The following is a 23,317-nucleotide window of genomic DNA, read 5'->3' on the forward strand; positions in this document are numbered from 1 at the left end:
TGCGGGAACGCTCGCTGTACTGCCAGCGCCCATCATGCCGACCAGTCGGTATGCCGTCCACCCCCGGTCCGCCTCCGGCAGCGGTGGGTGAGGGCCACATCTCTCATACACCGCCCGGCCGGTTCGGGTTCCCCTCCGGCCGGGACCGGCGCGGATGAACCGGGCTCACGTTTGCACGGGGTCCGGTTGCGCGAGGCCGGGCCTGACCAGAGGCTCGTAGGCATGAAGGCGATCAGCTACAGCCGTTACGGCGGCCCCGAGGTCCTGGAGTACGGCGAGCGCCCCGAGCCCAAGGTCGGGCCCGACTCCGTACTGGTGAAAGTGCGCGCGGCGGCCGTCAACCCGGTCGATGTGCAGACCCGTGAGGGGCACCTCGACGCGGTACTCGAAGCCGTCTTCCCGGTCGTGCCGGGCTGGGACGTCTCCGGGGTCGTGGTGCAGCCGGGTGCGGCCGTGACCGAGTTCGCCGTCGGCGACGAGGTGATGGGGTACGTACGGGAGGACTTCCTCTCGCGGGGCACCTTCGCCGAGTACGTGGCGGCCCCGGTGCGCACCCTCGCCCGCAAACCGCTGGGGCTGAGTTTCGAGGAGGCCGCCGGACTGCCGCTGACCGGGCTCACCGCCTACCAGGCGCTGCGCGCGCTCGAAATCCGGTCCGACGACACCGTTCTGGTCCATGCCGCCGCGGGCGGTGTCGGCTCGATGGCCGTGCAGCTCGCCCAGCACTCGGGCGCACGCGTCATCGGCACCGCGAGCACCCACAACCACGACCATCTGCGCACGCTGGGCGCGGAACCGGTGGCCTACGGCGAGGGGCTGGCCGAGCGGGTGCGCGCCCTGGCGCCCGAGGGGGTGGACGCGGTGCTCGACACGGTCGGCGGCGACACCCTGCGGCTCTCGGCGAACCTGCTCGCCCCGGAGGGCCGGCTCGCGTCCATCGTCGACGGCGACGTCGCCGAGTTCGGCGGCCGCTATGTCTTCGTACGGCCCGACCCGCTCGATCTGCATGTCCTCGGCGAACTGGCCGACCAGGGGGTCATCGCGGTCCATGTGGACCAGGTCCTGCCGCTGGAGCGCACGGCCGACGCGCAGCGGCTCAACACCGAGGGCCACACCCGGGGCAAGATCGTCGTCACGGTCGACTGGGAGGCGGCAGCCTGAGGCGACGGCGTCGGACAGACCGGATCGGGGCCCCGCAGCACAACGGCCGGGGCGCCGGTCCGGCGCGGTCGTGCGCGGCGGTGGAGGCCGCCGTCACCGCGGGTGCGAAGCGGTCAGACGGCGGTACGCGTCGAGGCCGTCGGGCACCCACTCCCAGGTGCCGAGCCGCTGTGCCAGCTCCTCGTCCGAGAGGAAGCCGTGCCAGGCGACCTCCTCCACCTGGGGATCGACCGGAAGGGTGCAGCGCACCTCGTACACCCAGGACCACCAGCCCTGCCCGGGGCCCTCGTAGAGGAACTTGAAGAGCGGTACGGGCGCGGGCAGCCCCGAGACGCCCAGCTCCTCCTCGGCCTCCCGCAGCGCCGCCGCGTCGTAGGACTCGCCCGCGCCGACCACCCCGCCCACGAACATGTCGTAGAGCGAGGGGAAGACCAGCTTCACCGGTGTCCTCCGGTGGACGAAGATCCGGTCGTCGGCGTCCCGGGCGAGGACGAAGACACAGCGGTGCAGCAGCCCCTTCGCGTACACCTCGCCCCTCGGGGCCTGCCCCGTCACCTGGTCGGACGCGTCGACCACATCGAGGATTTCGTCGGCCGGAGAAGCCGGAGAAGCCGGAGGAGCGGGAGACACCGGAACGGCAGGGGCAGAGGCAGCAGGAGCACCAGGGGACTCAGGTGAACCGGAGGACGCGGGAGGCACAGGGTTCGCAGGGGTCATGCGGCCATCTTCTCGCGCGGCGCACGCGCCGACCCGGAGGGCATCGCCGGGTGCCGCCCCAGCAGGATGATCCCCACGACGATCGCCGCCAGCCCGGCCGATTCCCAGGCCAGGGCGCCGGTGTCGGTGCGCAGCCGGTCGCCGAGGAAGCCGACGCCGCAGGCGATGCCCGCGAGCGGCTGCGCCGCGGTGAGCGCGGGCAGCGAACTGCGCAGCGGGGCGGCCTCGAAGGCGCTCTGCACCAGGACCAGTCCGGTCACCCCCAGCGCGATCACGGCGTACGGCTCCCAGCCCGTGGCCAGGCCCGCCCAGCCGCCGTGCTCCAGATGCTGCCCGCTGACCCGGGTCAGGGCGTCCTGGAGCCCGTACAGCAGCCCCGCGCCCAGCGCGAGGAGCGCGGGGCCCACGGTCAGCCGGGTCCGTTTGGCGAAGAACGCCAGGAGCATCGCGGTGCCCGCCACCACACCGATGATCAGCCAGTGCCGCAGCTCGTTCACCGATGCGGCGCCGGCCTTCGGCTGGCCCGCCAGGATGAAGACCGCGACCCCGCCCGCCAGCAGCGCGAGACCGCTCCACCCCTGCCGCCCCAGCGGCTGCCCGGTCTGGTGGCGGGAGAGCGCCATCGCGAAGAGCAGGTTCGTGGCGAGCAGCGGTTCCACCAGGGAGATCTCGCCCTGGCCGAGCGCCAGCGCGCCCAGCACCATGCCGCAGACCATCAGCCCGATGCCGCCCAGCCAGAGCGGCACCCGTACGAGGTCGAGAAGGAGCCGGAAGGAGAGGAAGTCCTTCATCGGGGCATGCCGGGCCGCTCTCTGCTGGAGCACGAAGCCGAAACCGAGACAGCAGGCCGCACCCACGGAGAGCGCGAGAACGAGTACCGACACGTGATCAACCTCAAGACCGGCCAGAAAAGGGGCGGGGTCCTGGCGACGATAGCGCCTGGAACGGCACCTGTACCCGTTGAGTGCAGCGAACGGGACGGTTGACGCAGCTTCGGGACGAACTGAAGATGTGACCCACAAGTAACCTGGCAGGGATGGGGCTCATGGCGGACGACGCTGACGTGATCGTGATCGGGGCCGGACTCGCCGGTCTGGTGGCCACCGCCGAGCTGGTGGACGCCGGCCGGAAGGTGATCCTTCTCGACCAGGAGCCCGAGCAGTCCATGGGCGGACAGGCGCACTGGTCCTTCGGCGGCCTCTTCTTCGTCGACTCGCCCGAACAGCGGCGCTTCCGGATCAAGGACAGCCATGAGCTGGCGATGCAGGACTGGCTGGGCACCGCCGGATTCGACCGCCCGGAGGACCACTGGCCGCGCCGGTGGGCCGAGTCGTACGTGGACTTCGCGTCCGGCGAGAAGCGGGCCTGGCTGCACGCCCAGGGGATGCGTTTCTTCCCGGTCGTCGGGTGGGCGGAGCGCGGTGGCTACGACGCGACGGGACACGGCAACTCCGTACCGCGCTTCCACATCACCTGGGGGACCGGGCCCGGTGTCGTCGCGCCCTTCGAACGCCGGGTGCGGGAGGGCGTGGCGCGCGGCCTGGTACAGCTGAGATTCCGCCACCGGGTCACCGGCCTCGCCCGCAGCGCCGGCGCGCTGGACACGGTGACCGGTGAGGTACTGGAGGCGAGCGGCGCGGAGCGGGGCACGGCGAGCAGCCGTACGGTCACCGGCGAGTTCAGCTACCGGGCGCAGGCGGTCATCGTCACCTCCGGCGGGATCGGCGGCAACCACGACCTCGTACGGGCGCAGTGGCCCGAGCGGCTCGGCACCCCGCCCGCGCACATGCTGTCGGGGGTGCCCGCACATGTGGACGGGCTGATGCTGGGCGTCGCCGAGGCAGCGGGCGGCAGCCAGATCAACCGGGACCGGATGTGGCACTACACCGAGGGCATCCAGAACTGGAACCCGATCTGGGCCAAGCACGCCATCCGTATCCTGCCGGGGCCCTCGTCCCTCTGGTTCGACGCGCGGGGCAAACGCCTGCCGGTGCCGCTCTTCCCCGGCTTCGACACGCTGGGCACTCTCGACCACATCATGAAGTCCGGCCACGACTACACCTGGTTCGTCCTCGACCAGCGCATCATCGGCAAGGAGTTCGCGCTCTCGGGCTCCGAGCAGAACCCGGACCTGACCGGGAAGTCCGTCCGTGACGTCATCGGGCGGGCGCGGGCCGACGTACCCGCGCCGGTGAAGGCGTTCATGGACAACGGCGCGGACTTCGTCGTGGAGAAGGATCTCGCCTCGCTGGTACGCGGGATGAACGCGCTCACCGACGAGCCGCTGATCGACGAGGCGGAGCTGCGCCGGGAGATCGTCGCGCGTGACCGCGAGATCAACAATCCGTTCACCAAGGACCTCCAGGTGATGGCGGTCCGCGGCGCTCGGAACTACCTGGGCGACAAGCTCATCCGTACGGCAGCGCCGCACCGGATCCTGGACCCCGCGGCGGGACCGCTGATCGCGGTGAAGCTCCACATCCTCACCCGTAAGTCGCTGGGCGGCCTGGAGACGGACCTGTCCTCCCGGGTCCTCGCCGAGCCGGACGGCGGCCCGGACCGGGGCGAGCCCGTGCCCGGTCTGTACGCAGCGGGGGAGGCGGCCGGGTTCGGCGGCGGCGGTGTGCACGGCTACCGCTCCCTGGAGGGCACGTTCCTGGGCGGCTGTATCCACTCCGGGCGGGTCGCCGGAAGGGCGGCGGCACGGGCGGTGGGGTAACGGCCTGCCCTCCTAAGGCCGTTCCCGCAGCCGTTCCACCACCCGGAACCTCTCGGCCACGATCATCGTGTCGTCGTCCACGGTGAACTCCGGGTCCCGCAGCGCCTCCCGCATCTCGTCCCCGTGCCAGAACCGCTCGTGCCCCGCGCGCCACTCGGCGACCGACGTATAGCCCTCGCCCTCGTCCAGCGCGTGCTGGAGGCCGATGTCGCCCAGCCGCTCCACCCGGACCTCGGTCAGCTCGACCACCGCCACCTCGCGGCCGTCCGAGTCGATCAGCGCCGAGCGCTCGCCGACCGGGGGCAGTTCCTCCTGCTCGGCCTCGTACTCGGCGAGGAGTCCGCTGGTCGAGACCTTCTCGCCGCGCAGCACGGCATCGACGAGCCGGTCGCGCAGCGGGCCGGGGAAGGCGAACAGCAGAGGCTTGAGAGGCTCGGGACCGGTCATGGTGCCAGCGTACGCACCCGGGTAAAACATTGCGGCGCAAGGGGAGTTGAGGCGGGTATGGCACCCGTCCGCCCTTGACGTGGGGCCATTACTACCGGTTTGCTGTGCGTGATCAATTGCCCCGGCGCCCTTGAGGAACCCCGCGGATGCCCCCTTTCCTCGGCCGCTCCCGAAGACGGGCCGGCCAGCTCGCCGACCCGGCGCTCGACGACGCCGAACTCGCTGCGGCGAAAACCCAGTTGGCCCAGGGCCGCTGGGGCACCGTCAGTTCACTGCTCACCGCGACCGCCGACGACTGGGACCGCCGCGGCCACCGTCTCGTCGTACTCGGCGAAGGGGCCGGGTCCGCGGCCTGGGCGGAGGACTGGCTGCTGGCCGAGCCGGAGAGCGCGGACGCCGCCGCGCTGCTGGCCTGCGCCACCGTGCTGCGGCTGCTGCGCGGCAAGGGGAACAGGACCGGCCGGGCCGGCCGGGACGAGGAGGACGCGGCCAGAGAGGCGTGCCGTGCCGCCGCCCGGATGGCGCCATCGGACCCCACGCCCTGGCTCGGCCTGCTGATCCTGGCCCGCAGCCGCGGTACCGAGGAGGAGGTCAGCCGCCTCTTCGACGAGGTGCGCTCCCGCCACCCCGAGCACCACCATGCCCACCACCTGATGGCCGCGCGGCTCGCCGAACGGCATCCGGAAGCCGGGCAGGACCCGCTCCACGAGGTGTACGACTTCGCGGCCTGGGCGGCCGAACAGGCGCCCGCCGACTCGCCGCTCGCCGTCCTTCCGGTGGTGGCCCACGCGGAGCGCTACCGGGTGCTCGCCGCCGCGGGCAGTGAACCGGACGATCCCGCGCGCTCCGCGCACTGGACGGGCCGCCGGGCCCGCCAGGTGATGAAGGCCGCCTTCGACTGGTGGCTGGAGTGGGAGCGCGAGGACCATCCGCGCAACCGCGTCGACCTCAACTTCCTGGCCCACGCGAAGTTCTGCGAGGGCCGCCCGGCCGAGGCCGCCGCACTGTTCCACCGCATCGGAGAACACATCACGCCAGCTCCCTGGGCGTACCCCGACCGGGACCCGTACCAGGCGTTCATGGCCGCGCGCGAGGCCGCGCTCGGCTCCGTCTAACTCCTCACCGAAGGGACCGACCCGCCATGCCGCCGGGCAGTTCGAGCACGAGCGAGATCAACGAGATCAGCACGTTCAAGGGGCAGGACCAGGCGCTGCGCGCCGGCCGTCTGGGGACGGCGGGGCTGCTGCTCTCCGTGCTCGCGGCCAGCGCGCCGCTTATGGTCGTCGCGGGTGTCATGCCCACGATCTTCGGCCTGATGGGGATCGTCGGACAGCCGATCCTCTACGTCATCCTGGCGGTCGTCCTGGCGCTATTCAGCGTCGGTTACGCGGAGATGAGCCGGCACGTCCACAACGCCGGGGCCTTCTACGCGTACATCGCCCGCGGCCTCGGCTCCACCGCAGGGGCCGGCGCCTCCTTCGTCGCGCTGGTCGCCTACAGCGCCATGCAGGTGGGCATCTACGGCATCTTCGGCTTCGAGGTGTCCGGCCTCTTCGACACCTATCTGAGCACCGAAGTGGCCTGGTGGATCCCGGCGCTGGTCGCCGTCGCGGTCGTCGGGGTGCTCTCCTGGCTGAAGATCGACCTCAACGCGAAGGTCCTCGGTGTGCTGCTGCTCATCGAGTGCGCCCTCGTGGTGATCTTCGACATCGCCTCGGTCGCGAACCCCGCCAAGGAGGGGCTCTCGCTGCACGCCTTCAACCCCGGCACCCTCACCGGTGCGGGCTTCGGCACTGCGCTCTGCTTCTGTATCGCCGCGTTCGTCGGCTTCGAACAGGCCCCGGTGTACGCCGAGGAGACCAGCAGGCCGCAGGTGGTCGTCCGCCGGGTGATGTTCCTCGCCGTCGGCTTCGTCGCGCTGTTCTTCGCCATCAGCTCCTGGGCGCTGACCGTGGCCGCCGGGCCTTCGGCGATCAGCGCGCAGGCCGGGAAGCTCGGCCCCGGACTGCTCTTCGGCCTCAGCGAGGGCGTCGTCGGCAAGTCCTTCACCGATGTGCTCCATGTCCTCTTCGTCACCGGCATGTTCGCCGCGATGCTCAGCTTCCACAACGTGGTCGCCCGGTACGCCTTCGCGATGGGCCGCGAGGGACTGCTGCCCGCCGCCTTCGGCCGTACCAACAAGTCCAGCGGCGCACCCGGCACCGGCTCACTGCTCCAGACCGTGATCTCCCTCCTGGTCGTCATCGCCTTCGCGGTGACCGACGGCAAGCCGCACGGCGACCCCACCGCGCCCGTCCTGCACCTCTTCACCTGGATGGGCAACATCGGCGCCCTCGGCATCATCCTGCTGATGGCCGCGGCGTCGGTCGCGGTCATCGCCTTCTTCGTGCAGCGCGGGGCGGCCCGTACACAGCTCTGGCGGCTGATCGCGTCGGGGCTCGCCTGTCTCGCCCTGCTCAGCATCGCCTTCATGACGGTCAAGGACTTCGATGTGCTGGTCGGCGCGGGCCCCGGCTCCGTACTGAGCTGGCTGCTGCCCGGCATCATCGGCCTCGCACTCGTCGGCGGTCTGGGCTACGGACTGGTGCTCCGCTCGAACAGGCCGCAGGTGCACGCCAGGATCGGGCTCGGCAACGAGGCATTCCAGCTCGACAAGGCCGCCGAGGCGCGGGCCGGATCCACGGCCGGACTGTGACGGAAGTCTGACGGCCACCCGCGGTCGCTGGCTTCCGGCGCCCGCGGGTGCTCGAATCGCGGGGTGACACCAGAACCCTCCGACCGCGACGGCCCGCCGGTCGGCCGCCGCCTCGTCCTCGGCATGCTCGGCCTCGGCGCGGCCGGGCTCGTCGCCGCGCCCGCCATCCAGCGCGGAACCGACTCGGCGCTCGGCGCGGTGGCGGGCAAGGACCCCACGGGACTGACCGGGCTGCTGCCCGGCGGCGGCGGATTCCGCTACTACTCGGTCACCTCATCGGTGCCCCACAAGGACGCCGGGAGCTACCGGCTCACCGTGGACGGCATGGTCGAGCGGCCCGTCTCGTACACCCTCGGTTCGCTGCGCCGGCTCCCGCAGACCAGGGTGGTGCGCGATGTGCAGTGCGTCACCGGCTGGCGGGTGCCGGAGACCCCCTTCGAAGGGGTCAGGCTCTCCCGGCTGCTCGATGCGGCGGGCGTGCGGCCGGGGGCCGGAGCGGTCCGCTTCACCTGCTTCGACGGCGCGTACAGCGAGAGCCTCACCCTGGACCAGGCGCGCCGTGCGGACGTCCTGGTGGCGCTGCGGATGCGGGACGAGCCGGTGAGCCACGACCACGGCGGGCCGGTCCGGCTCTATGTCGCGCCCATGTACTTCTACAAGTCCGCGAAATGGCTGTCCGGGATCACGGCCACCCGTGATGTGCGGCGTGGTTACTGGGAGGAGCGCGGCTATGACGTCGACGCATGGGTCGGCAGGTCCAACGGACGCGACGACCACCCCACGGTCTGAACCGCGGTCCGGACTGCGCCGCTTCACCCGCCCGGTGCGCTGGGTGCACCGTACGACGTCCGCACTGATGCTGGTCTGCATCGCGTCGGCCGGCTGCCTCTACGTCCCGCAGCTCGCGGAGCTGGTCGGCCGCCGCTATCTGGTGGTCACCGTCCATGAGTGGTCGGGGCTGCTGCTGCCGGTGCCGGTCCTGCTCGGCCTCGTCTCACGTACGCTCCGGGCGGACCTGGGCCGCCTCAACCGCTTCGCACCGTACGACAGGGTCTGGCTCCGGTCGGCGCTGCGCAGGGACGGATCGCCGCGTACGGCGGGCAAGTTCAACGGCGGCCAGAAGATCTACGCGGGGTGGATCGCGGGCGCCGCGCTGGTGATGCTCTGCACCGGGCTGCTGATGTGGTTCACGGGTCTGACCCCGCTGGTCTGGCGGACGAACGCCACCTTCGTGCACGACTGGCTGGCACCGGCCATCGGCATCGTGGTCGCCGGGCACATCGGGATGGCGCTGGGCGATCCGGAGGCGCGGCGGGGGATGCGGACGGGGTGGGTCGGGCGCGGCTGGGCGCGGCGGGAGCATCCGCGGTGGCTCGACGAGCGGTGAGGAGCCGGGCCCCGGCGCCGCCCGGAGCCCGCGCCGCGCGGCCCTCAGTCGCCCCGGTCGCCGGAGCCGCCCCGGTCGCCGGAGCCGCCTCGATCGTCGGTATCGCCGAAGTCGATCAGCACCTTGCAGGACCGTGACCGGTCGGCCGCGAGGGCGAACGCCTCCACCGCCCGCTCCACCGGCACCACCGCGCTGATCAGCGCGTCGAAGGACTCCTCCCGGGCCAGCAGCTCCAGCGCCTCGTCGAACTCCGTGTCGAAGCGGAGCGCGCCGCGCAGCTCGATCTCCCGGCTCACCACCAGATTCCCGGCGAACGGGCTCATCCCCGGCGGCAGCATCCCCAGCTGTACGACGGCCCCGCCCCGCCGCACGGACCGCAGACAGGTGTCCAGGCCGGCCGCCGATCCGGACGCCTCGACCGCCGTGTCCACCTCGTCCGGCAGTCCGGACCCGGCCGGGCCGGGGTCCGCCGGGCCGTCTGCCCGTACGAGCCGCGTCGCACCCGCTGCCGCCGCGAACTCCAGGGCCCTGGGCAGCAGATCGGTGGCCGTGACGGCCGCGGCGCCCGCAGCCCGCAGCGCCGCCACCACCAGGGCGCCGATCGGTCCCGCTCCCGTGACCAGGACATGCCTGCCCGCGACGGGACCGGCCCTGCGCACCGCGTGCAGCGCCACCGCCAGCGGCTCCGCCAGGGCGGCCCTGCGCAGCCCGAGACCCGCGGGCAGCGCCCTCAACTGGCCTGCCGGTACCGCGATCCGCGCCGCGAAGCCGCCCTGCACATGCGGGGTACGGGCCGCGCTGCCGAGATAGCGGGTGTCGCGGCAGACCTGGGCCCGCCCGTCCCGGCACTCAGGACAGACAGCGCACGGCGTCGCCGGATGCACCGCCACCCGCGTGCCGGGCGGCGGCCCCGCCGCCCCTTCGCCGTACGAGACCACGGTGCCCACGACCTCGTGGCCCAGCACCATCGGCTCCCGGAGCCGGAAGTCGCCGACCCCGCCGTGCCGCCAGTAGTGCAGATCCGAGCCGCACACCCCGCCGTACCGCACCGCGACGACGGCCTCGCCGGGCCCGGCGGCCGGCTCGGGCAGCTCCTCGACCCGCAGGTCGTCCGCCCCGTGGATCACACATCCTCGCATCACAGCACGCTCGTCATTCCGCCGTCGACGTACAGGATCTGGCCGCTCACGAAGTCCGCGGCCGGTGAGGCGAGGAAGAGCACTCCGCCGACCAGGTCCTCGGTGCGCCCCCACCGCCCGGCGGGGGTCCGGCCGCGTACCCAGGAATTGAACTCCCCGTTCTCCACCAAGGGGCGGGTCAGCTCGGTCTCGATGTAGCCGGGGCCCAGGCCGTTGACCTGGATGCCGTGCGGCCCCCAGTCGGCGCACATGCCCTTGGTGAGCATCTTCAGGGCTCCCTTGGTGGCCGCGTACGGGGCGATGCCGGGGCGCACCACCTCGCTCTGCAGTGAGCAGATGTTGATGATCTTCCCCCTGCCGCGGGGGACCATCCGCCGGGCGGCCTCGCGGCCCACCAGGAAGGCGCTGGTGAGATTGGTGTCCACGATCCGGTGCCAGTCGGAGTCGGTGAAGTCGAGCAGCGGCGCGCGCAGTTGCATACCGGCGTTGTTGACCAGGATGTCCAGCGGGCCCGCCTGCTCCTCGGCCGCGGCGATCCCGGCGGCGACCGCCGGCCCGTCGGTGACGTCGAAGGCGGCGGTGAGCACCGTGCCCCCGGCGTCCGCGAGCCGGGCTGCCGCGTCCTTCAGCCGGCCCTCGTCCCGGCCGTTGATGACGACGGTGCAGCCCGCCTCCAGCAGCCCTCGGGCCAGGGCGTGGCCGATGCCCCGCCCGGCTCCGGTGACCAGTGCCGTACGGCCGCCGATCTCGAACAGTGGATGTGCCATGAGGTGTGTCCTTCTCCCGTGCGGGCGCGAACAGTTGCCTGCCCCGGTGGCTGCCCTGCCGCCTTCCTGGGCAACCAGCGGGCTCCTAGACAACCAGCGAGAGCAGCAGGATGAAGATCAGCGAGACGACCGAGATGATGGTCTCCATCACCGACCAGGTCTTGATCGTCTGGCCGACGTCCATCCCGAAGTACTCCTTGACCAGCCAGAACCCCGCGTCGTTGACATGGCTGAAGATGAGCGAGCCCGCGCCGACGGCGAGGACGAGCAGCGCCACATGAGCCGTGGACATGTCGGCGGCAAGCGGTGCGACCAGACCGGCTGCGGAGACCGTCGCCACGGTGGCGGAGCCGGTCGCGAGCCGCATCACCACGGCGATCAGCCAGGCCAGCAGCAGCGCGGGGATCGACCAGTCCTTGGAGATGTCCAGCACCATCTGGCCCACACCCGAGTCGATGAGGGTCTGCTTGAACCCACCGCCGGCTCCGACGATCAGCAGCACACTCGCGATCGGGGCGAGGGACTTCTCGACGGTGGCCGACATCCGGCCCTTGGTGAACCCGGCGGCGCGGCCCAGCGTGAACATGGCGACCAGCACCGCGGCCAGCAGGGCGATCAGGGGTGATCCGACGACGTCGAAGGTGCGCTGGACCGTGTCCGCCGGGTCGTCGATCATGATGTCGACGAGCGCCTTGGCCAGCATCAGTACGACGGGCAGCAGCACGGTGGCCACGGTGGCGCCGAAGCCGGGCCGCTTCTCCAGGTCCTCCGAAGGACGCTCGGGCACCATACGGTCGGGCGCCTCGATGTCCACCCAGCGGGCCGCGTACCGGGAGAAGACGGGACCGGCGACGACCACAGTCGGGATGGCCACCAGAACGCCCAGCGCGAGCGTCACGCCCAGGTTGGCGTGCACGGCTGCGATGGCCACCAGCGGCCCGGGGTGCGGCGGGATCAGACCGTGCATGACGGAGAGGCCGGCCAGCGCGGGGATACCGATCCGCATGAGTGAGAAATTGCCGCGCTTGGCGACCAGCAGCACCACCGGGATCAGCAGCACGATGCCGATCTCGAAGAAGAGCGGCAGACCGACGATCGCCGCGATCAGCACCATCGCCCACGGCATACCGCGCCGGCTCGCCTTCGCGAGGATGGTGTCGACGATCTGGTCGGCGCCGCCGGAATCCGCGAGGAGCTTGCCGAGGATGGCACCGAGCGCGATCAGGACACCGACGCTCGCGGTGGTGGAACCGAGGCCGGTGGTGAAACTCGTGATGACCTTGTCGAGCGGGGCGCCCGCGACCGCTCCCAGGACAAGCGATCCGATGGTCAGCGACAGGAACGCGTGGAGCTTGGTCTTCGTGATGAGCAGGACGATGACGGCGATGCCCGCGAGGACGGCGATACCCAGCTGGGCGTGGCCGGCCGACGATATCGGCGCTGCGTCCGCTGCCAGCATCTCGACACTGAGACTGGACACGGTGGATTCCTTCGGTTCGTGAGGCTGTGGCTCGGCGGTGGGGCTGTGGTACGGACAGGAGCGCGGGGGCGCTCGGTGGTGGGGCGTGACGGTGGGGCTCGGCGCTAGCGGTCCATGCCGTGCAGCGCGGCCACGGCCCGCCCGGTGATCTCATCGGGCGTCCCGGAGATGTCGACGGCGGCTCCCGCCTCGTCCCGGCCCAGCGGCTGGAGCGCGGCGAACTGCGAGTCGAGGAGCGCGGTCGGCATGAAGTGCCCCTTGCGCTCCGCCATCCGCTGCTCGATCAGCTCCCGGTCACCGGTCAGATGCAGAAAGACGGCGCCGGGCGCCTCGGCACGCAAGCGGTCACGGTAGGAGCGCTTGAGCGCGGAGCAGCTGACCACCCCGCCCCGCCCGGCGTGCTCGTGCGCCCACCGGCCGATGGCGTCCAGCCAGGGCCACCGGTCGGCGTCCTCAAGAGGCGTTCCGGCCGACATCTTGGCGATGTTCGCGGCCGGGTGGAAGTCGTCCCCCTCGGCGTACGGAACGCCCAGTGCGGCGGAGAGCAGCGGACCGATCGTGGTCTTGCTGGTCCCTGCCACGCCCATCAGGACTACGACTCGGGGGGTGCTCATCGGTGGTGCCTCGCTGTCTTCTTCGACATGACTTCGATGTGACGTCGCTGTGTCTGCGACGGGGGCGGCATGGATCCGTCGCGCTACTGAAACCCATTAGGTACGACTTATTCAAGAGTCTGTGACCTAAAAGTCATACTTAATGGGTCCGGTGGCCGCCCCGTAGGCTGAGTCCATGACCACTCAGGGCCCGGGGCTCCACGCCCATGTGCTGGAGAACCTCGGTCCCTCGATCGCCTCGGGGGAGTACCCGCCGGGCAGCGTGCTGCGTACCGACGAGCTCGCCCAGCGCTTCGACGTCTCCCGTACCGTGATCCGCGAAGCCGTCCGCGTACTGGAATCGATGCACCTGGTCGAGTCGCGGCGACGGGTCGGTGTGACCGTGCGCCCCGCCGACGAATGGAACGTCTACGACCCCCAGGTCATCCGGTGGCGGCTGGCCGGCCCGGACCGCTCCCGCCAGCTCCGCTCGCTGACCGTCCTGCGGTACTCCGTCGAGCCCGTCGCCGCCGGGCTCGCCGCCCGGCACGCCACCGCCGAGCAGTGCGCCGCCCTCACCGAGCAGGCCCTCGGTATGGTCGCCACCTCGCGCGGCCACCAGCTGGCCGGATATCTCGTGCACGACATCGCCTTCCATCGCCTGGTCCTGCGCGGCTCGGGGAACGAGATGTTCGCCCGGCTCGGCGATGTGGTGGCCGAGGTGCTCGCCGGGCGCACCGAGCACCAGATCATGTTCGACGACCCCGATCCGGCCGCCGTCACCCTGCATGTGCAGGTGGCGGAGGCCGTACGGGAAGGGGACGCGGACCGGGCCGAGGAGCTGACCAGAGAGATCGCGGTCGGCGCCCTGAAGGAGCTCGACGTCCTGGCGCCCTGAGGGAAATGTTTCAAACCTTTTGTGACATAGATTTCATTCAGTTCTCCGGCTCGACATGACCCCTTTACGCTGACGCCTTGATCAGCCGCCACCTCCCCCACGTAAGGCGACGCACCACATGAGTGACCGCACCCTCACCGCGGCAGAGCCCTCTCTGCACGTCGATGCCGGTGACGAGGGCTACAGCAAAGATCTGAAGTCCCGCCACATCAACATGATCGCCATCGGCGGGGCCATCGGCACCGGCCTCTTCCTCGGCGCCGGCGGCCGGCTGGCAGGTGCGGGCCCCTCACTCGCGATCGCCTACGCCGTCTGCGGTGCCTTCGCCTTCTTCGTCGTACGGGCCCTGGGCGAACTCGTCCTCTACCGCCCCTCATCCGGCGCCTTCGTCAGCTACGCCCGTGAGTTCATGGGCGAGAAGGGCGCCTACACCGCGGGCTGGCTCTACTTCCTCAACTGGTCGACCACCGCGGTCGCCGACATCACGGCCGCCGCCACCTACGCCCACTTCTGGTCGATGTTCAGCTCGGTCCCGCAGTGGGTCTGCGCACTCGTCGCCCTGGCCCTCGTCCTCACCGCGAACCTGATCTCGGTCAAGTACTTCGGCGAGACGGAGTTCTGGTTCGCGATCATCAAGGTCGCCGCACTGGTCGTCTTCATGTGCATCGGCATCTATCTGGTGGTCACCCAGCACCCGGTCGACGGGCACACCCCCGGGTTCGGCAGCATCGGCGACAGCGGGGGCTTCTTCCCCAAGGGCGTCATGCCGATGCTGCTGGTCATCCAGGGTGTCGTCTTCGCCTACGCCTCCGTCGAGCTGTGCGGGGTCGCCGCGGGCGAGACCGAGAACCCGGGGAAGATCATCCCCAAGGCGATCAACTCGATCATGTGGCGGGTCGGCATCTTCTACGTCGGCTCCGTGGTGCTGCTCGCCCTGCTCCTCCCGTACACCGCGTACTCCGACGGCGAGAGCCCCTTCGTCACGGTCCTCTCCAAGGTCGGCGTCCCCGGCGCGGCCGGTGTGATGAACCTGGTCGTCCTGACCGCGGCGCTCTCCAGCCTCAACTCCGGCCTGTACTCCACCGGACGCATCCTGCGCTCGATGGCGCTCGCCGGGTCCGCCCCGCGCTTCACCGGCCGGATGAACAAGGGCCAGGTGCCCTACGGCGGCATCCTGCTCACGGCGAGCTTCGGGGTGCTGGGCGTCGTGCTCAACTACCTGGTCCCCGGCAAGGCCTTCGAGATCGTCCTCAACTTCGCCTCCATCGGCATCCTCGGCACCTGGGGCATGGTCATGCTCTGCTCGCTGCTCTTCTGGCAGCGGTCCAAGGAGGGCCGGGTCACCCGTCCCGCCTACCGGCTGCCGTGGGCGCCGTACACCCAGATCGTCACCCTCTGCTTCCTGCTCTCCGTCGCGTTCCTGATGTGGTGGGGCGGGGGAGTGGGCCGCACCACCGTCGAATGCCTGCCGCTGATCGCCGCGGCCCTCGTCGGCGGCTGGTTCGTGGTGCGCGGCCGGGTCGCGTCCGTCGCCGCCGAGCGCCAGGACCTGGGAGACTGAGGCCCCATACCGTTCGGTGACACGGAAGGCTGTTGACGGCATGACGCAGCAGGTCCAGGGGGTCGTGGCCCCCGGCAAGAACCAACCCGTACGCGTGGAGACGATCCTCGTCCCCGACCCGGGACCGGGCGAGGCCGTGGTGCGGATCCAGGCCTGTGGGGTCTGCCACACGGACCTCCACTACAAGCAGGGCGGGATCAACGACGACTTCCCGTTCCTGCTCGGCCACGAGGCGGCGGGCACCGTGGAGTCGGTGGGCGCGGGCGTCACCGACGTCGCCCCCGGGGACTTCGTGATCCTCAACTGGCGCGCGGTGTGCGGCCAGTGCCGTGCCTGTCTGCGCGGCCGGCCGCAGTACTGCTTCGACACGCACAACGCCAAGCAGAAGATGACCCTGGCCGGGGGCTCCGGCAAAGGCACGGAGCTGTCCCCGGCGCTGGGCATCGGGGCCTTCGCCGAGAAGACCCTGGTCGCGTCCGGCCAGTGCACCAAGGTCGACCCGGCAGTCTCGCCGGCCGTCGCCGGGCTGCTCGGCTGCGGAGTGATGGCGGGGATCGGCGCCGCCATCAACACCGGCCAGGTCGGCCGGGGCGACTCGGTGGCCGTCATCGGCTGCGGCGGCGGCGGTGACGCCGCCGTCGTCGGGGCCCGGCTCGCCGGGGCCGCGAAGATCATCGCCGTCGACATCGACGACAAGAAGCTCGCGACCGCTCAGCGGATGGGCGCCACCCACACCGTCAACTCGCGCACCTCGGACCCGGTCGAGGCCATCCGGGAACTCACCGGCGGCTTCGGCGCCGACGTGGTCATCGAGGCGGTCGGCCGCCCCGAGACCTACCAGCAGGCCTTCTACGCCCGCGACCTGGCCGGGACCGTCGTCCTGGTCGGCGTCCCGACGCCGGAGATGAAGCTGGAACTCCCGCTCCTCGACGTCTTCGGCCGCGGCGGCGCCCTCAAGTCCTCCTGGTACGGGGACTGCCTGCCCTCCCGCGACTTCCCGATGCTCGTCGACCTGCACCAGCAGGGCCGGATCGACCTCGCCGCCTTCGTCACCGAGACGATCGGCCTCGACGAGGTGGAGAAGGCCTTCGAGCGGATGCACCACGGCGATGTGCTGCGTTCGGTGGTGGAGTTCTGATGGCGGCCCGTATCGACCACCTCGTCACCTCCGGCACCTTCTCGCTCGACGGCGGGACCTGGGACGTCGACAACAACGTGTGGATCGTCGGCGACGACACCGAGGCGATCGTCATCGACGCCGCCCACGACCCCGGCGCCATCGAGGCCGCGCTGGGCGGCCGTACACTGCGCGCCATCGTCTGCACCCACGCGCACAACGACCACATCGACGCGGCCCCCGCACTCGCCGCCGCGACCGGGGCGCCGGTCCTCCTGCACCCCGACGATCTGCCGCTGTGGCGGATGACCCACCCCGACCGCCTCCCGGACGGTGAACTCGCGGACGGGCAGAGCCTGACCGTCGCGGGGACGGCGCTGACCGTGCTGCACACGCCGGGCCACGCGCCGGGCGCGATCTGTCTGTACGCCCCCGGCCTTGCCACGGTCTTCACCGGCGACACGCTCTTCCAGGGCGGCCCCGGTGCCACCGGCCGTTCGTTCTCGGACCATCCGACGATCGTCGCGTCCATCCGGGACCGGCTGCTGACGCTGGACCCGGAGACCGTGGTCCGTACCGGCCACGGCGATACCACCACGATCGGCGCCGAGGCCCCCGGCCTGCCGGAGTGGCTGGCGCAGGACGGCTGACACGGCTGCGGGGTGCCCGGCCGGGGAGCCGGTCAGGCGTCCCTCCCGAGCACCCCGCGGGCTCAGCGGTTCCGGGTTCAGGACTTGCGGGCCACGCCCACCCAGCCCGGAATCGGGTCGTCACCGGGTACCGGCACCCGCTCACCCAGCTCGGGCCGCCACTCGGCGGCCAGCGAGACCCCGGGCTCGAACAGCTCCAGGCCCTCGAAGAACCGGGCCGTCTCCGCCTGCGAGCGGGGCCGCAGGGTCAGACCGCGTGCCCGGTACATCTCGACGGCCTTCGCCGACCCCTCCGGGTCGAACTCCCCTGTGACATGCGAGAGGACGAGACAGCTGCCCGGCGCCAGGGGCTCGACCAGCCGGTCCACCAGCTCGTACGCCTCCTCGTCGGCGACGAAGTGCAGCAGGGCCACCAGCGAGAGCGCGACCGGCCGGCCGAAGTCCAGCAGCTTGCCTGCCGCCTCCAGGATGGTGGCGGGCTCCCGCGCGTCGGCCTGGATGTAGTCGGTCGCGCCCTCGGGCGTCGAGCGCAGCAGCGCCGCCGCGTGCGCCAGCACGATCGGGTCGTTGTCGCAGTAGACGACGCGGGAGTCCGGCGCCGAACGCTGGGCGACCTGGTGCAGGTTGGGTTCGGTCGGTATGCCCGTACCGACGTCCAGGAACTGACGGATGCCGCTCTCCGCCAGACAGCGGGTCGCGCGGTGCATGAACGCCCGGTTGACCCGCGCCATCTCCCTGCCCCGGGGGTCGAGGGCGAGCAGCTGCTCGGCCATCTCCTGGTCGACGGGATAGTTGTCCTTGCCGCCCAGGAACCAGTCGTACATCCGGGCCGGATGCGGCTTGCTGGTGTCGATCTGGACGGGCGCGGGGTCTACTCCGGTCATGGAACGCTCCAGTACGTGGTCGGCAACAGCGAGGACAACGGGCAGCGGCGACAGCCTTGTTCAGTAGAGGAGGAAGTCGGCCTTGCCGGACTTCGCCCCCTGGATGAAAGCGGCTATCTCGCCGGTCGAGTAGATGAGCGCGGGGCCTTCAGGGTCTGCGGACTGGCGTACGGCGACCCTGCCGTCGGCCAGTTTCATGGCCTCGACGCAGTTTCCGCCGTTACCGCCGCTCCACGGCTTGTGCCAGCCCTCGGCGCCGAGGTCCGCGGCAGGCATGCCGTTGTATATGCGATCCATTACAGCTCCTTGCGGAAATCCCTGAGGATCTCCTTCGTGCGTTGTGCAGTTGCGGCCTGAGCCGCCATGCGGTCCATGACTTCGAGGTGGGCGGCCACCTCGGGGCGCGCGTCCAGATAGACGGCGCCGGTCAGGTACTCGCTGTAAACCATGTCGGGGAGTTCGGGCATCGCGAACCGGAAGAGGACGAAGGGGCCGTACGTACCCGGGTGGTGGCCGCTGGAGAACTCCGCGATCTGCAGCGTGACATGCGGCAGATCCGCTGCCCGCAGCAGCCGGTCGATCTGGCCGCGCATGACGTCGCGGCCGCCCGCGTGACGCCGCAGTACCGTCTCGTCCATCACGACCCAGAGGGTCGGCGCGTCCGGCCGCGCCAGCAGCGACTGCCGCTCCATCCGCAGCGCGACATGCCGCTCGATGTCCGCGGGGCTGGTCTCCCCGACGGCGCCGCTCATCATGATCGCGCGCGCGTACTCCTCGGTCTGCAGCACGCCGGGCACGAAGTGCGGCTCGTACTGCCTGATGAGCGAGGCGGCGCCCTCCAGGCTGACGTACATGCTGAACCAGTCGGGCAGGATGCCGTGGAACCGCTGCCACCAGCCCGGCTGGTTGGCCTCCTCGGTGAGTTCCACGAAGGCGTCGTTCTCCGCCTCGCTGATCCCGTACGCCTTCAGCAGTAACTGCACATAGGGGATCTTCAGCGCCACCTCGGCGGTCTCCATCCGGCGGATGGTGGCCTGGGCGACCCTGAGCACTTTGGCAGCCTGTTCGCGACTCAGGCCGGCTCGCTCGCGCAGTTCCTGCAGGCGCTTACCGAGCACGACCTGGCCAACGGTCGGGGCGGACCGCGGCTCACTCAACTGAGACCTCCACTTGGGCAGTTGTGCAGCAGTCTGCCATGCCCGCCCCATCGGTGAAACGTCACTCTGAACTTTTCAAAGTGCCTCTTGCCAAGGTGTCCGTTACGGAGGACAGTAGACGGGTGAACCAGTTCACGCGACTGGCGCATACCCATGGGGGATGGTGCGGCAGTCGCCGTACCCCACCGTGAGGATTTCGGCTGTGGCTCCAGGTACCGCGCTCATCCCCCAGCTCATCGACCAGTGCCCCGGAAGCGACGTACGGCGGTACGCATTCGAATTACCTGCACGCACCGATTCCGTGGCCCGCGCCCGCCGCCTGACCCGGAACCGGCTCGCCTGCTGGGACTTCTCGGAGGACGCCAGCGACACCGCGCTGCTGATCGTCTCGGAACTGGTCACCAACGCGGTCGTGCACACGGCGGGCGACCACATCGCCTGCGAGCTGCGGGACGACAGGGGACAGTTGCGTATCGCGATACAGGACCAGGGGCACGCCGCCGCGGGACCGCAGCTCTGCCGTTCGCCGCAGGGCGAGCACGGCCGCGGACTGCTGCTCGTCGACGCCGTCAGCAGCGCCTGGGGCGTCCGCGACGCGGCACACGGGCCGGGGCGGCTGGTCTGGGCGGAGCTGGAGTGCCACGCGGGGCGGCCGTGCTGAGGAATGCGCTGGCGCGCGTCCCTACCCTCTCGACACCCCTCGGCTGCGACGCGGTGGGCGTACCCGAACACCACGGGTTCCGGCTCCTCGCCAGGCTGCCCAAGCCCGGCTGTGTCTTCGCGGACGACGACTGGTGGTGGTGGATCGTCCCCTCCGGCTCCGACCATGAACTCGCCTGGCCGGAGCGGGTGCGCTACGCGCCCGGCGCCTATGTCCCGGCGGCCCGTCCCCGGCTGCTCCACTGGCCGCAGGACTCCCTGCCCTACACCCCGCCGATCCCGCTGTACCTCATGGTGTGCCAGCTCATGGGCGAAGTGCCGGAGTGGGCCTGAGCCCCCCGGTCCGGGGCTCCGGAGCCGGCGGGCTCGCCGTGCTCCGGAGCGGGCCGGCTACGGCCGCAGCGTGACCGTCCGCCCCGGCCGCAGCCGTACGGTCCGCCGCCACCCGCCGGCCCGCACCTCGGTCACCGTGCTGACCGAGGAGCGCAGCACCGCGCGGGTCACCTTCCCGGCGCGCCACTCCAGATCGACGGTGACACCGCCGCGCGCACCGACGCCGGTGATCCGGCCGGCCGCGGCCCAGGCGTCCGGCAGTGCGGGAAGCAGCTCGATCACCCCGGGCCTGGAGTAGAGCAGCATCTCGATCATCGCGGTCGGGGTGCCGAAGTTGGCGTCGATCTGCAGGGTGGCACGCGACCCCAGGTCGTACATGTCGAAGAGGTTCTGCGAGGTGCCGTTGGTGGCACCGGTGGACGGCGCCATGACCGTACGGACCAACCGGTACGCCCGGTCGGCGTCCTTGAGCCGTGCCCAGCTCGCCGCGCGCCAGGCGCAGCCCCAGCCGAAGCTCGACATACCGCGTGCCGTGAGCAGATTGCGGGCCCCGGTGACCAGTTCGGCCGGGCTCTCCCCGGGGGTGATCCGGTCGCCCGGGAAGAGACCGATCAGCGGTGACAGATGCCGGTGCGTGGTCTCGCCCAGATTCTCCGGGGTCATCCACTCCTCCAGCCAGCCGGTCTGCGGGCTGACCCTCGGCAGGTAGAGGCGGGACTGGAGCCCGGCCACGGTCTTCGCGTACCCGGCGTCCCTGGAGAGCAGTGCGGCCGCCGTGCGGTACGAGGCGAAGAGGTCCCGGACGAGTTCCTGGGCGTAGGTGATGCCCTTGGCGTCGGTCGGTCCCTGCTCCGGTGACCAGTCGCTGTCGTCGATCAGGACCTGCCGGGACACGCCGGTGTCCGGGTCGGTGACGGAGGTGCTGACCAGCCGGGCCTCCCAGAACTCGCAGGCGCCCTTGAGTAGCGGGTAGATCTTCTTCAGCTCGGTGCGGTCCTGGGTGTACTCGTAGTGCTGCCAGAGCGAGTTGCAGAGCCAGGCGTTCCCCGCCGGATGCCACCACCAGCCCATTCCGCCGTGGACGTTGGTGGAGATGGCGGTGGTCCAGCCAGCGACCTTCCCGCTGGAGTTGCGGAAACCGTTGCGCGGATCGTTGAACCTTCTGGCGGTCGTACGCGTCCAGGACGGCACCTGGGCCAGGCAGTAGTCCAGGAAGGGCCCGAAGCAGTCCGAGAGACCGGCGCGGTCGGCCAGCCAGTAGTTCATCTGGACGTTGATGTCCGTGTGGTAGTCGCCCATCCAGTCGGGGTCGGTCCGGTCGATCCACAGCCCCTGGAGGTTGAGCGGCACACTGTCGCGCGAACCGCTGATCATCAGATAGCGGCCGAACTGGAGGTAGGCGGCTTCCAGTTCGGGGTCCGGCGGCGCGCCGTCGGCGCCGAGCGCGGTGAGGCGGGCCCAGGTGTCGAGCGAGCGCTGCGTCTCGGTCGACCTGCCGAGCTCGACCGTCATCCGGCTGTACAGCGGCTGGTAGTCGGCGAGATGGGCGCCGAGCAGCGCGGCGCCGCCCGCCCGCGCCGCCGCGCGCAGCCGGCCGGCCGCGATGGCGTGCGGGTCCGCGCCAGGGTTCCGGTAGCCGGTCGCGGGGTCCGGCGCGTAGTTCGTACCGCCGGCTATGACGACCAGCACTTCGGAGCATCCGTCGAAGACGATGGCGTCGCCCTTGACGGCCACGGCGCCGCCGCTGCTGGTGACGCCGGCCGCCGCCGCGTACGTCAGCCCGTTGGGGAAGGCGCCGGCGAACGACACGGTACGGCCGGCACCGTCCGCCGCGGTGCTCTCGCCGTGCCATCCGCCGAGGGAGAGCGAGCCGGTGCAGTGGCCCCCGCCGCTCTGGGTGAGGCGGACGACGACGACTTCGTCGGGGTGGCTGGCGTAGACCTCGCGCCGGTAGGTGACTCTGCCGAGCCGGTAGGTGACCGTACTGAGCCCGTTGCTGAGGTCGAGGGTGCGGCGGTAGCCGGTGACGGCGGACGGCTCATGGCCCGGAAGGTCGACGGACACCTTGGCCAGCAGGGTGAAGCTGCCGAAGTCGTCCACTCCGTAAGGGAACTGACCGTCGCTCTGGAGGCTGTCGTTGAGGCCGCCGGTCCACAGGGTGGCATCGGTGAGATAGAGGACGTCGTGCGCGGGACCACCGGTCAGCAGCGCGCCCGTCCGGCCGTTCCCGATGGGCAGCCCCTGCTGGATGATCAGGTCCTCGTCCGCCGGAGCGGGGTAACGCAGCACGGTGGCAGCCGACTCGGGAACGAGCCGCGCACCGCGCCCGCCCCGCCGCGGCCCGGCGGCAGCAGCGGTGAACGGCCGGAACCCACCGAGCGCGATCCCCGCGGCGAGGGTTCCGCCCGCGGCCCCCAGAACGCTTCGACGCGACGGTGCGGGGTGTTCCGGGGAATGGGTCATCTACCGGTCCCTTCGACGTGATGTGCCCTGACGGCACCTCGGGAAGCGACGGAAACATACGATGTCTGAGGGGGCGTGTCAACGTTCTGGGCGGTTTTCACGGGTGGTTGGGGGGTGGCGGAGCGGTGGCCATCCGATGTATTCGCAGTGGGCGTACGTGAGCGCTCTGACGTGTACGAAACGGCCGATACGAGCACAGAAGCCAACCGCCTCCTGAGCGCGCGGGCTCGGCCCGTCATTCCTGGCCTCACCTGGGGAGGCTCCGGGCCGTCGGTCACGTGGTCGGTCACGCCACTGCCGGGAAATGCAGAAGACCCCACGCGAAGTGGGGTCTCAGCTGGTGTCCGAGGGGGACTTGAACTCTCCACTCGGGCGCCAGCCCACAACTGCCCTGAACTGGGGAAATGCCCGTCGAGTGGCGATATTTCGGCGGGCGCTTCTCCGGTTCTTTCCTGCTGTTTCCTGTGGGCTTCCGGGCGCTGTTGGTCA

23 protein-coding genes are annotated in these 23,317 nt (G+C 70.9%); 12 read left to right on the plus strand and 11 right to left on the minus strand.

Annotated elements, in window-relative coordinates; all coding sequences use genetic code 11:
* Positions 1-222 precede the first annotated feature (222 nt).
* On the plus strand, positions 223-1,161 hold the full coding sequence (locus ACFXBC_RS14740) for an NADP-dependent oxidoreductase (protein WP_385023442.1): 939 nt from the start codon (positions 223-225) through the stop codon (positions 1,159-1,161).
* A 93-nt stretch (positions 1,162-1,254) separates the two neighbouring features.
* Here ACFXBC_RS14740 and ACFXBC_RS14745 read toward each other — a convergent pair whose 3' ends face one another.
* Positions 1,255-1,878 carry an NUDIX hydrolase gene (locus ACFXBC_RS14745; RefSeq protein ID WP_385023444.1) on the minus strand — a complete coding sequence of 208 codons (624 nt, stop codon included), beginning with the start codon at positions 1,876-1,878 and terminating at the stop codon, positions 1,255-1,257.
* The gene (locus tag ACFXBC_RS14750) at positions 1,875-2,762 is read right to left on the minus strand and encodes a DMT family transporter (protein WP_385023446.1); all 888 of its coding nucleotides are present in this window, start codon (positions 2,760-2,762) and stop codon (positions 1,875-1,877) included. The genes ACFXBC_RS14745 and ACFXBC_RS14750 overlap by 4 nt, the downstream gene beginning before the upstream one ends.
* A gap of 161 nt (positions 2,763-2,923) precedes the next feature.
* Between ACFXBC_RS14750 and ACFXBC_RS14755 the strand changes: the two genes are divergently transcribed.
* A complete protein-coding gene (locus ACFXBC_RS14755) occupies positions 2,924-4,597 on the plus strand; it encodes an FAD-binding dehydrogenase (RefSeq protein ID WP_385023448.1) in 1,674 nt (557 codons plus the stop codon).
* 12 nt (positions 4,598-4,609) lie between these two features.
* Here the strand turns inward: ACFXBC_RS14755 and ACFXBC_RS14760 are convergent, their stop codons facing one another.
* Positions 4,610-5,044 carry an ASCH domain-containing protein gene (locus ACFXBC_RS14760; RefSeq protein WP_385023450.1) on the minus strand — a complete coding sequence of 145 codons (435 nt, stop codon included), beginning with the start codon at positions 5,042-5,044 and terminating at the stop codon, positions 4,610-4,612.
* A gap of 146 nt (positions 5,045-5,190) precedes the next feature.
* Between ACFXBC_RS14760 and ACFXBC_RS14765 the strand changes: the two genes are divergently transcribed.
* The 4 genes from ACFXBC_RS14765 to ACFXBC_RS14780 all read left to right on the plus strand — a co-directional run bounded on the left by ACFXBC_RS14765 (position 5,191) and on the right by ACFXBC_RS14780 (position 9,126).
* Positions 5,191-6,159 (plus strand): hypothetical protein, encoded by a 969-nt coding sequence (locus ACFXBC_RS14765; RefSeq protein WP_385023452.1) that lies wholly within the window; start codon positions 5,191-5,193, stop codon positions 6,157-6,159.
* A 26-nt stretch (positions 6,160-6,185) separates the two neighbouring features.
* Positions 6,186-7,739, plus strand: coding sequence for an APC family permease (locus ACFXBC_RS14770; protein ID WP_385023454.1), 1,554 nt, complete (start codon positions 6,186-6,188; stop codon positions 7,737-7,739).
* A gap of 123 nt (positions 7,740-7,862) precedes the next feature.
* Entirely contained in the window at positions 7,863-8,528 is a 666-nt protein-coding gene (locus tag ACFXBC_RS14775) for a molybdopterin-dependent oxidoreductase (protein WP_385023516.1), read from the plus strand.
* On the plus strand, positions 8,470-9,126 hold the full coding sequence (locus ACFXBC_RS14780; protein ID WP_385023456.1) for a cytochrome b/b6 domain-containing protein: 657 nt from the start codon (positions 8,470-8,472) through the stop codon (positions 9,124-9,126). Before ACFXBC_RS14775 ends, ACFXBC_RS14780 begins: the two co-directional genes overlap by 59 nt.
* A gap of 44 nt (positions 9,127-9,170) precedes the next feature.
* On the opposite strand, the gene ACFXBC_RS14785 is transcribed toward ACFXBC_RS14780, so the two are convergent.
* From ACFXBC_RS14785 to ACFXBC_RS14800, 4 genes are all read right to left on the minus strand, one after another.
* The gene (locus ACFXBC_RS14785; RefSeq protein WP_385023458.1) at positions 9,171-10,265 is read right to left on the minus strand and encodes an L-idonate 5-dehydrogenase; all 1,095 of its coding nucleotides are present in this window, start codon (positions 10,263-10,265) and stop codon (positions 9,171-9,173) included.
* Positions 10,265-11,032, minus strand: a complete 768-nt coding sequence (locus ACFXBC_RS14790; RefSeq protein ID WP_385023460.1) for a glucose 1-dehydrogenase — start codon at positions 11,030-11,032, stop codon at positions 10,265-10,267. Before ACFXBC_RS14790 ends, ACFXBC_RS14785 begins: the two co-directional genes overlap by 1 nt.
* 85 nt (positions 11,033-11,117) lie before the next feature.
* The gene (locus tag ACFXBC_RS14795; RefSeq protein WP_385023462.1) at positions 11,118-12,512 is read right to left on the minus strand and encodes a gluconate:H+ symporter; all 1,395 of its coding nucleotides are present in this window, start codon (positions 12,510-12,512) and stop codon (positions 11,118-11,120) included.
* Positions 12,513-12,616: 104 nt separating this feature from the next.
* On the minus strand, positions 12,617-13,126 hold the full coding sequence (locus ACFXBC_RS14800; protein WP_385023464.1) for a gluconokinase: 510 nt from the start codon (positions 13,124-13,126) through the stop codon (positions 12,617-12,619).
* A gap of 175 nt (positions 13,127-13,301) precedes the next feature.
* Between ACFXBC_RS14800 and ACFXBC_RS14805 the strand changes: the two genes are divergently transcribed.
* The 4 genes from ACFXBC_RS14805 to ACFXBC_RS14820 all read left to right on the plus strand — a co-directional run bounded on the left by ACFXBC_RS14805 (position 13,302) and on the right by ACFXBC_RS14820 (position 17,331).
* Positions 13,302-14,003, plus strand: a complete 702-nt coding sequence (locus tag ACFXBC_RS14805; protein WP_385023466.1) for a FadR/GntR family transcriptional regulator — start codon at positions 13,302-13,304, stop codon at positions 14,001-14,003.
* A 118-nt stretch (positions 14,004-14,121) separates the two neighbouring features.
* Positions 14,122-15,564 carry an amino acid permease gene (locus ACFXBC_RS14810; protein WP_385023468.1) on the plus strand — a complete coding sequence of 481 codons (1,443 nt, stop codon included), beginning with the start codon at positions 14,122-14,124 and terminating at the stop codon, positions 15,562-15,564.
* Positions 15,565-15,604: 40 nt separating this feature from the next.
* Positions 15,605-16,702, plus strand: coding sequence for an S-(hydroxymethyl)mycothiol dehydrogenase (locus ACFXBC_RS14815; protein ID WP_385023470.1), 1,098 nt, complete (start codon positions 15,605-15,607; stop codon positions 16,700-16,702).
* The gene (locus tag ACFXBC_RS14820; RefSeq protein ID WP_385023472.1) at positions 16,702-17,331 is read left to right on the plus strand and encodes an MBL fold metallo-hydrolase; all 630 of its coding nucleotides are present in this window, start codon (positions 16,702-16,704) and stop codon (positions 17,329-17,331) included. Before ACFXBC_RS14815 ends, ACFXBC_RS14820 begins: the two co-directional genes overlap by 1 nt.
* A 77-nt stretch (positions 17,332-17,408) precedes the next feature.
* Here ACFXBC_RS14820 and ACFXBC_RS14825 read toward each other — a convergent pair whose 3' ends face one another.
* The 3 genes from ACFXBC_RS14825 to ACFXBC_RS14835 are packed head-to-tail and all read right to left on the minus strand — an operon-like array spanning position 17,409 to position 19,372.
* Positions 17,409-18,215: an SAM-dependent methyltransferase gene (locus ACFXBC_RS14825; protein WP_385023474.1), complete on the minus strand. Its 807-nt coding sequence runs from the start codon at positions 18,213-18,215 to the stop codon at positions 17,409-17,411.
* Between the two features lie 60 nt (positions 18,216-18,275).
* Positions 18,276-18,512 (minus strand): DUF397 domain-containing protein, encoded by a 237-nt coding sequence (locus ACFXBC_RS14830; protein WP_385023476.1) that lies wholly within the window; start codon positions 18,510-18,512, stop codon positions 18,276-18,278.
* Positions 18,512-19,372 (minus strand): helix-turn-helix domain-containing protein, encoded by an 861-nt coding sequence (locus ACFXBC_RS14835; RefSeq protein WP_385023478.1) that lies wholly within the window; start codon positions 19,370-19,372, stop codon positions 18,512-18,514. The genes ACFXBC_RS14830 and ACFXBC_RS14835 overlap by 1 nt, the downstream gene beginning before the upstream one ends.
* A gap of 202 nt (positions 19,373-19,574) precedes the next feature.
* On the opposite strand from ACFXBC_RS14835, the gene ACFXBC_RS14840 reads away from it, so the two are divergent.
* Together ACFXBC_RS14840 and ACFXBC_RS14845 are read left to right on the plus strand one after the other, a co-directional pair.
* Positions 19,575-20,033: an ATP-binding protein gene (locus tag ACFXBC_RS14840; RefSeq protein WP_385023480.1), complete on the plus strand. Its 459-nt coding sequence runs from the start codon at positions 19,575-19,577 to the stop codon at positions 20,031-20,033.
* A complete protein-coding gene (locus ACFXBC_RS14845; RefSeq protein WP_385023482.1) occupies positions 20,009-20,365 on the plus strand; it encodes a hypothetical protein in 357 nt (118 codons plus the stop codon). The genes ACFXBC_RS14840 and ACFXBC_RS14845 overlap by 25 nt, the downstream gene beginning before the upstream one ends.
* Before the next feature lie 57 nt (positions 20,366-20,422).
* Here the strand turns inward: ACFXBC_RS14845 and ACFXBC_RS14850 are convergent, their stop codons facing one another.
* Positions 20,423-22,828, minus strand: coding sequence for a glycoside hydrolase N-terminal domain-containing protein (locus tag ACFXBC_RS14850; RefSeq protein ID WP_385023484.1), 2,406 nt, complete (start codon positions 22,826-22,828; stop codon positions 20,423-20,425).
* Between the last annotated feature and the right edge of the window lie 489 nt (positions 22,829-23,317).

The organism is Streptomyces sp. NPDC059398, assembly GCF_042751845.1.
Classification (GTDB): Bacteria; Actinomycetota; Actinomycetes; order Streptomycetales; family Streptomycetaceae; genus Streptomyces.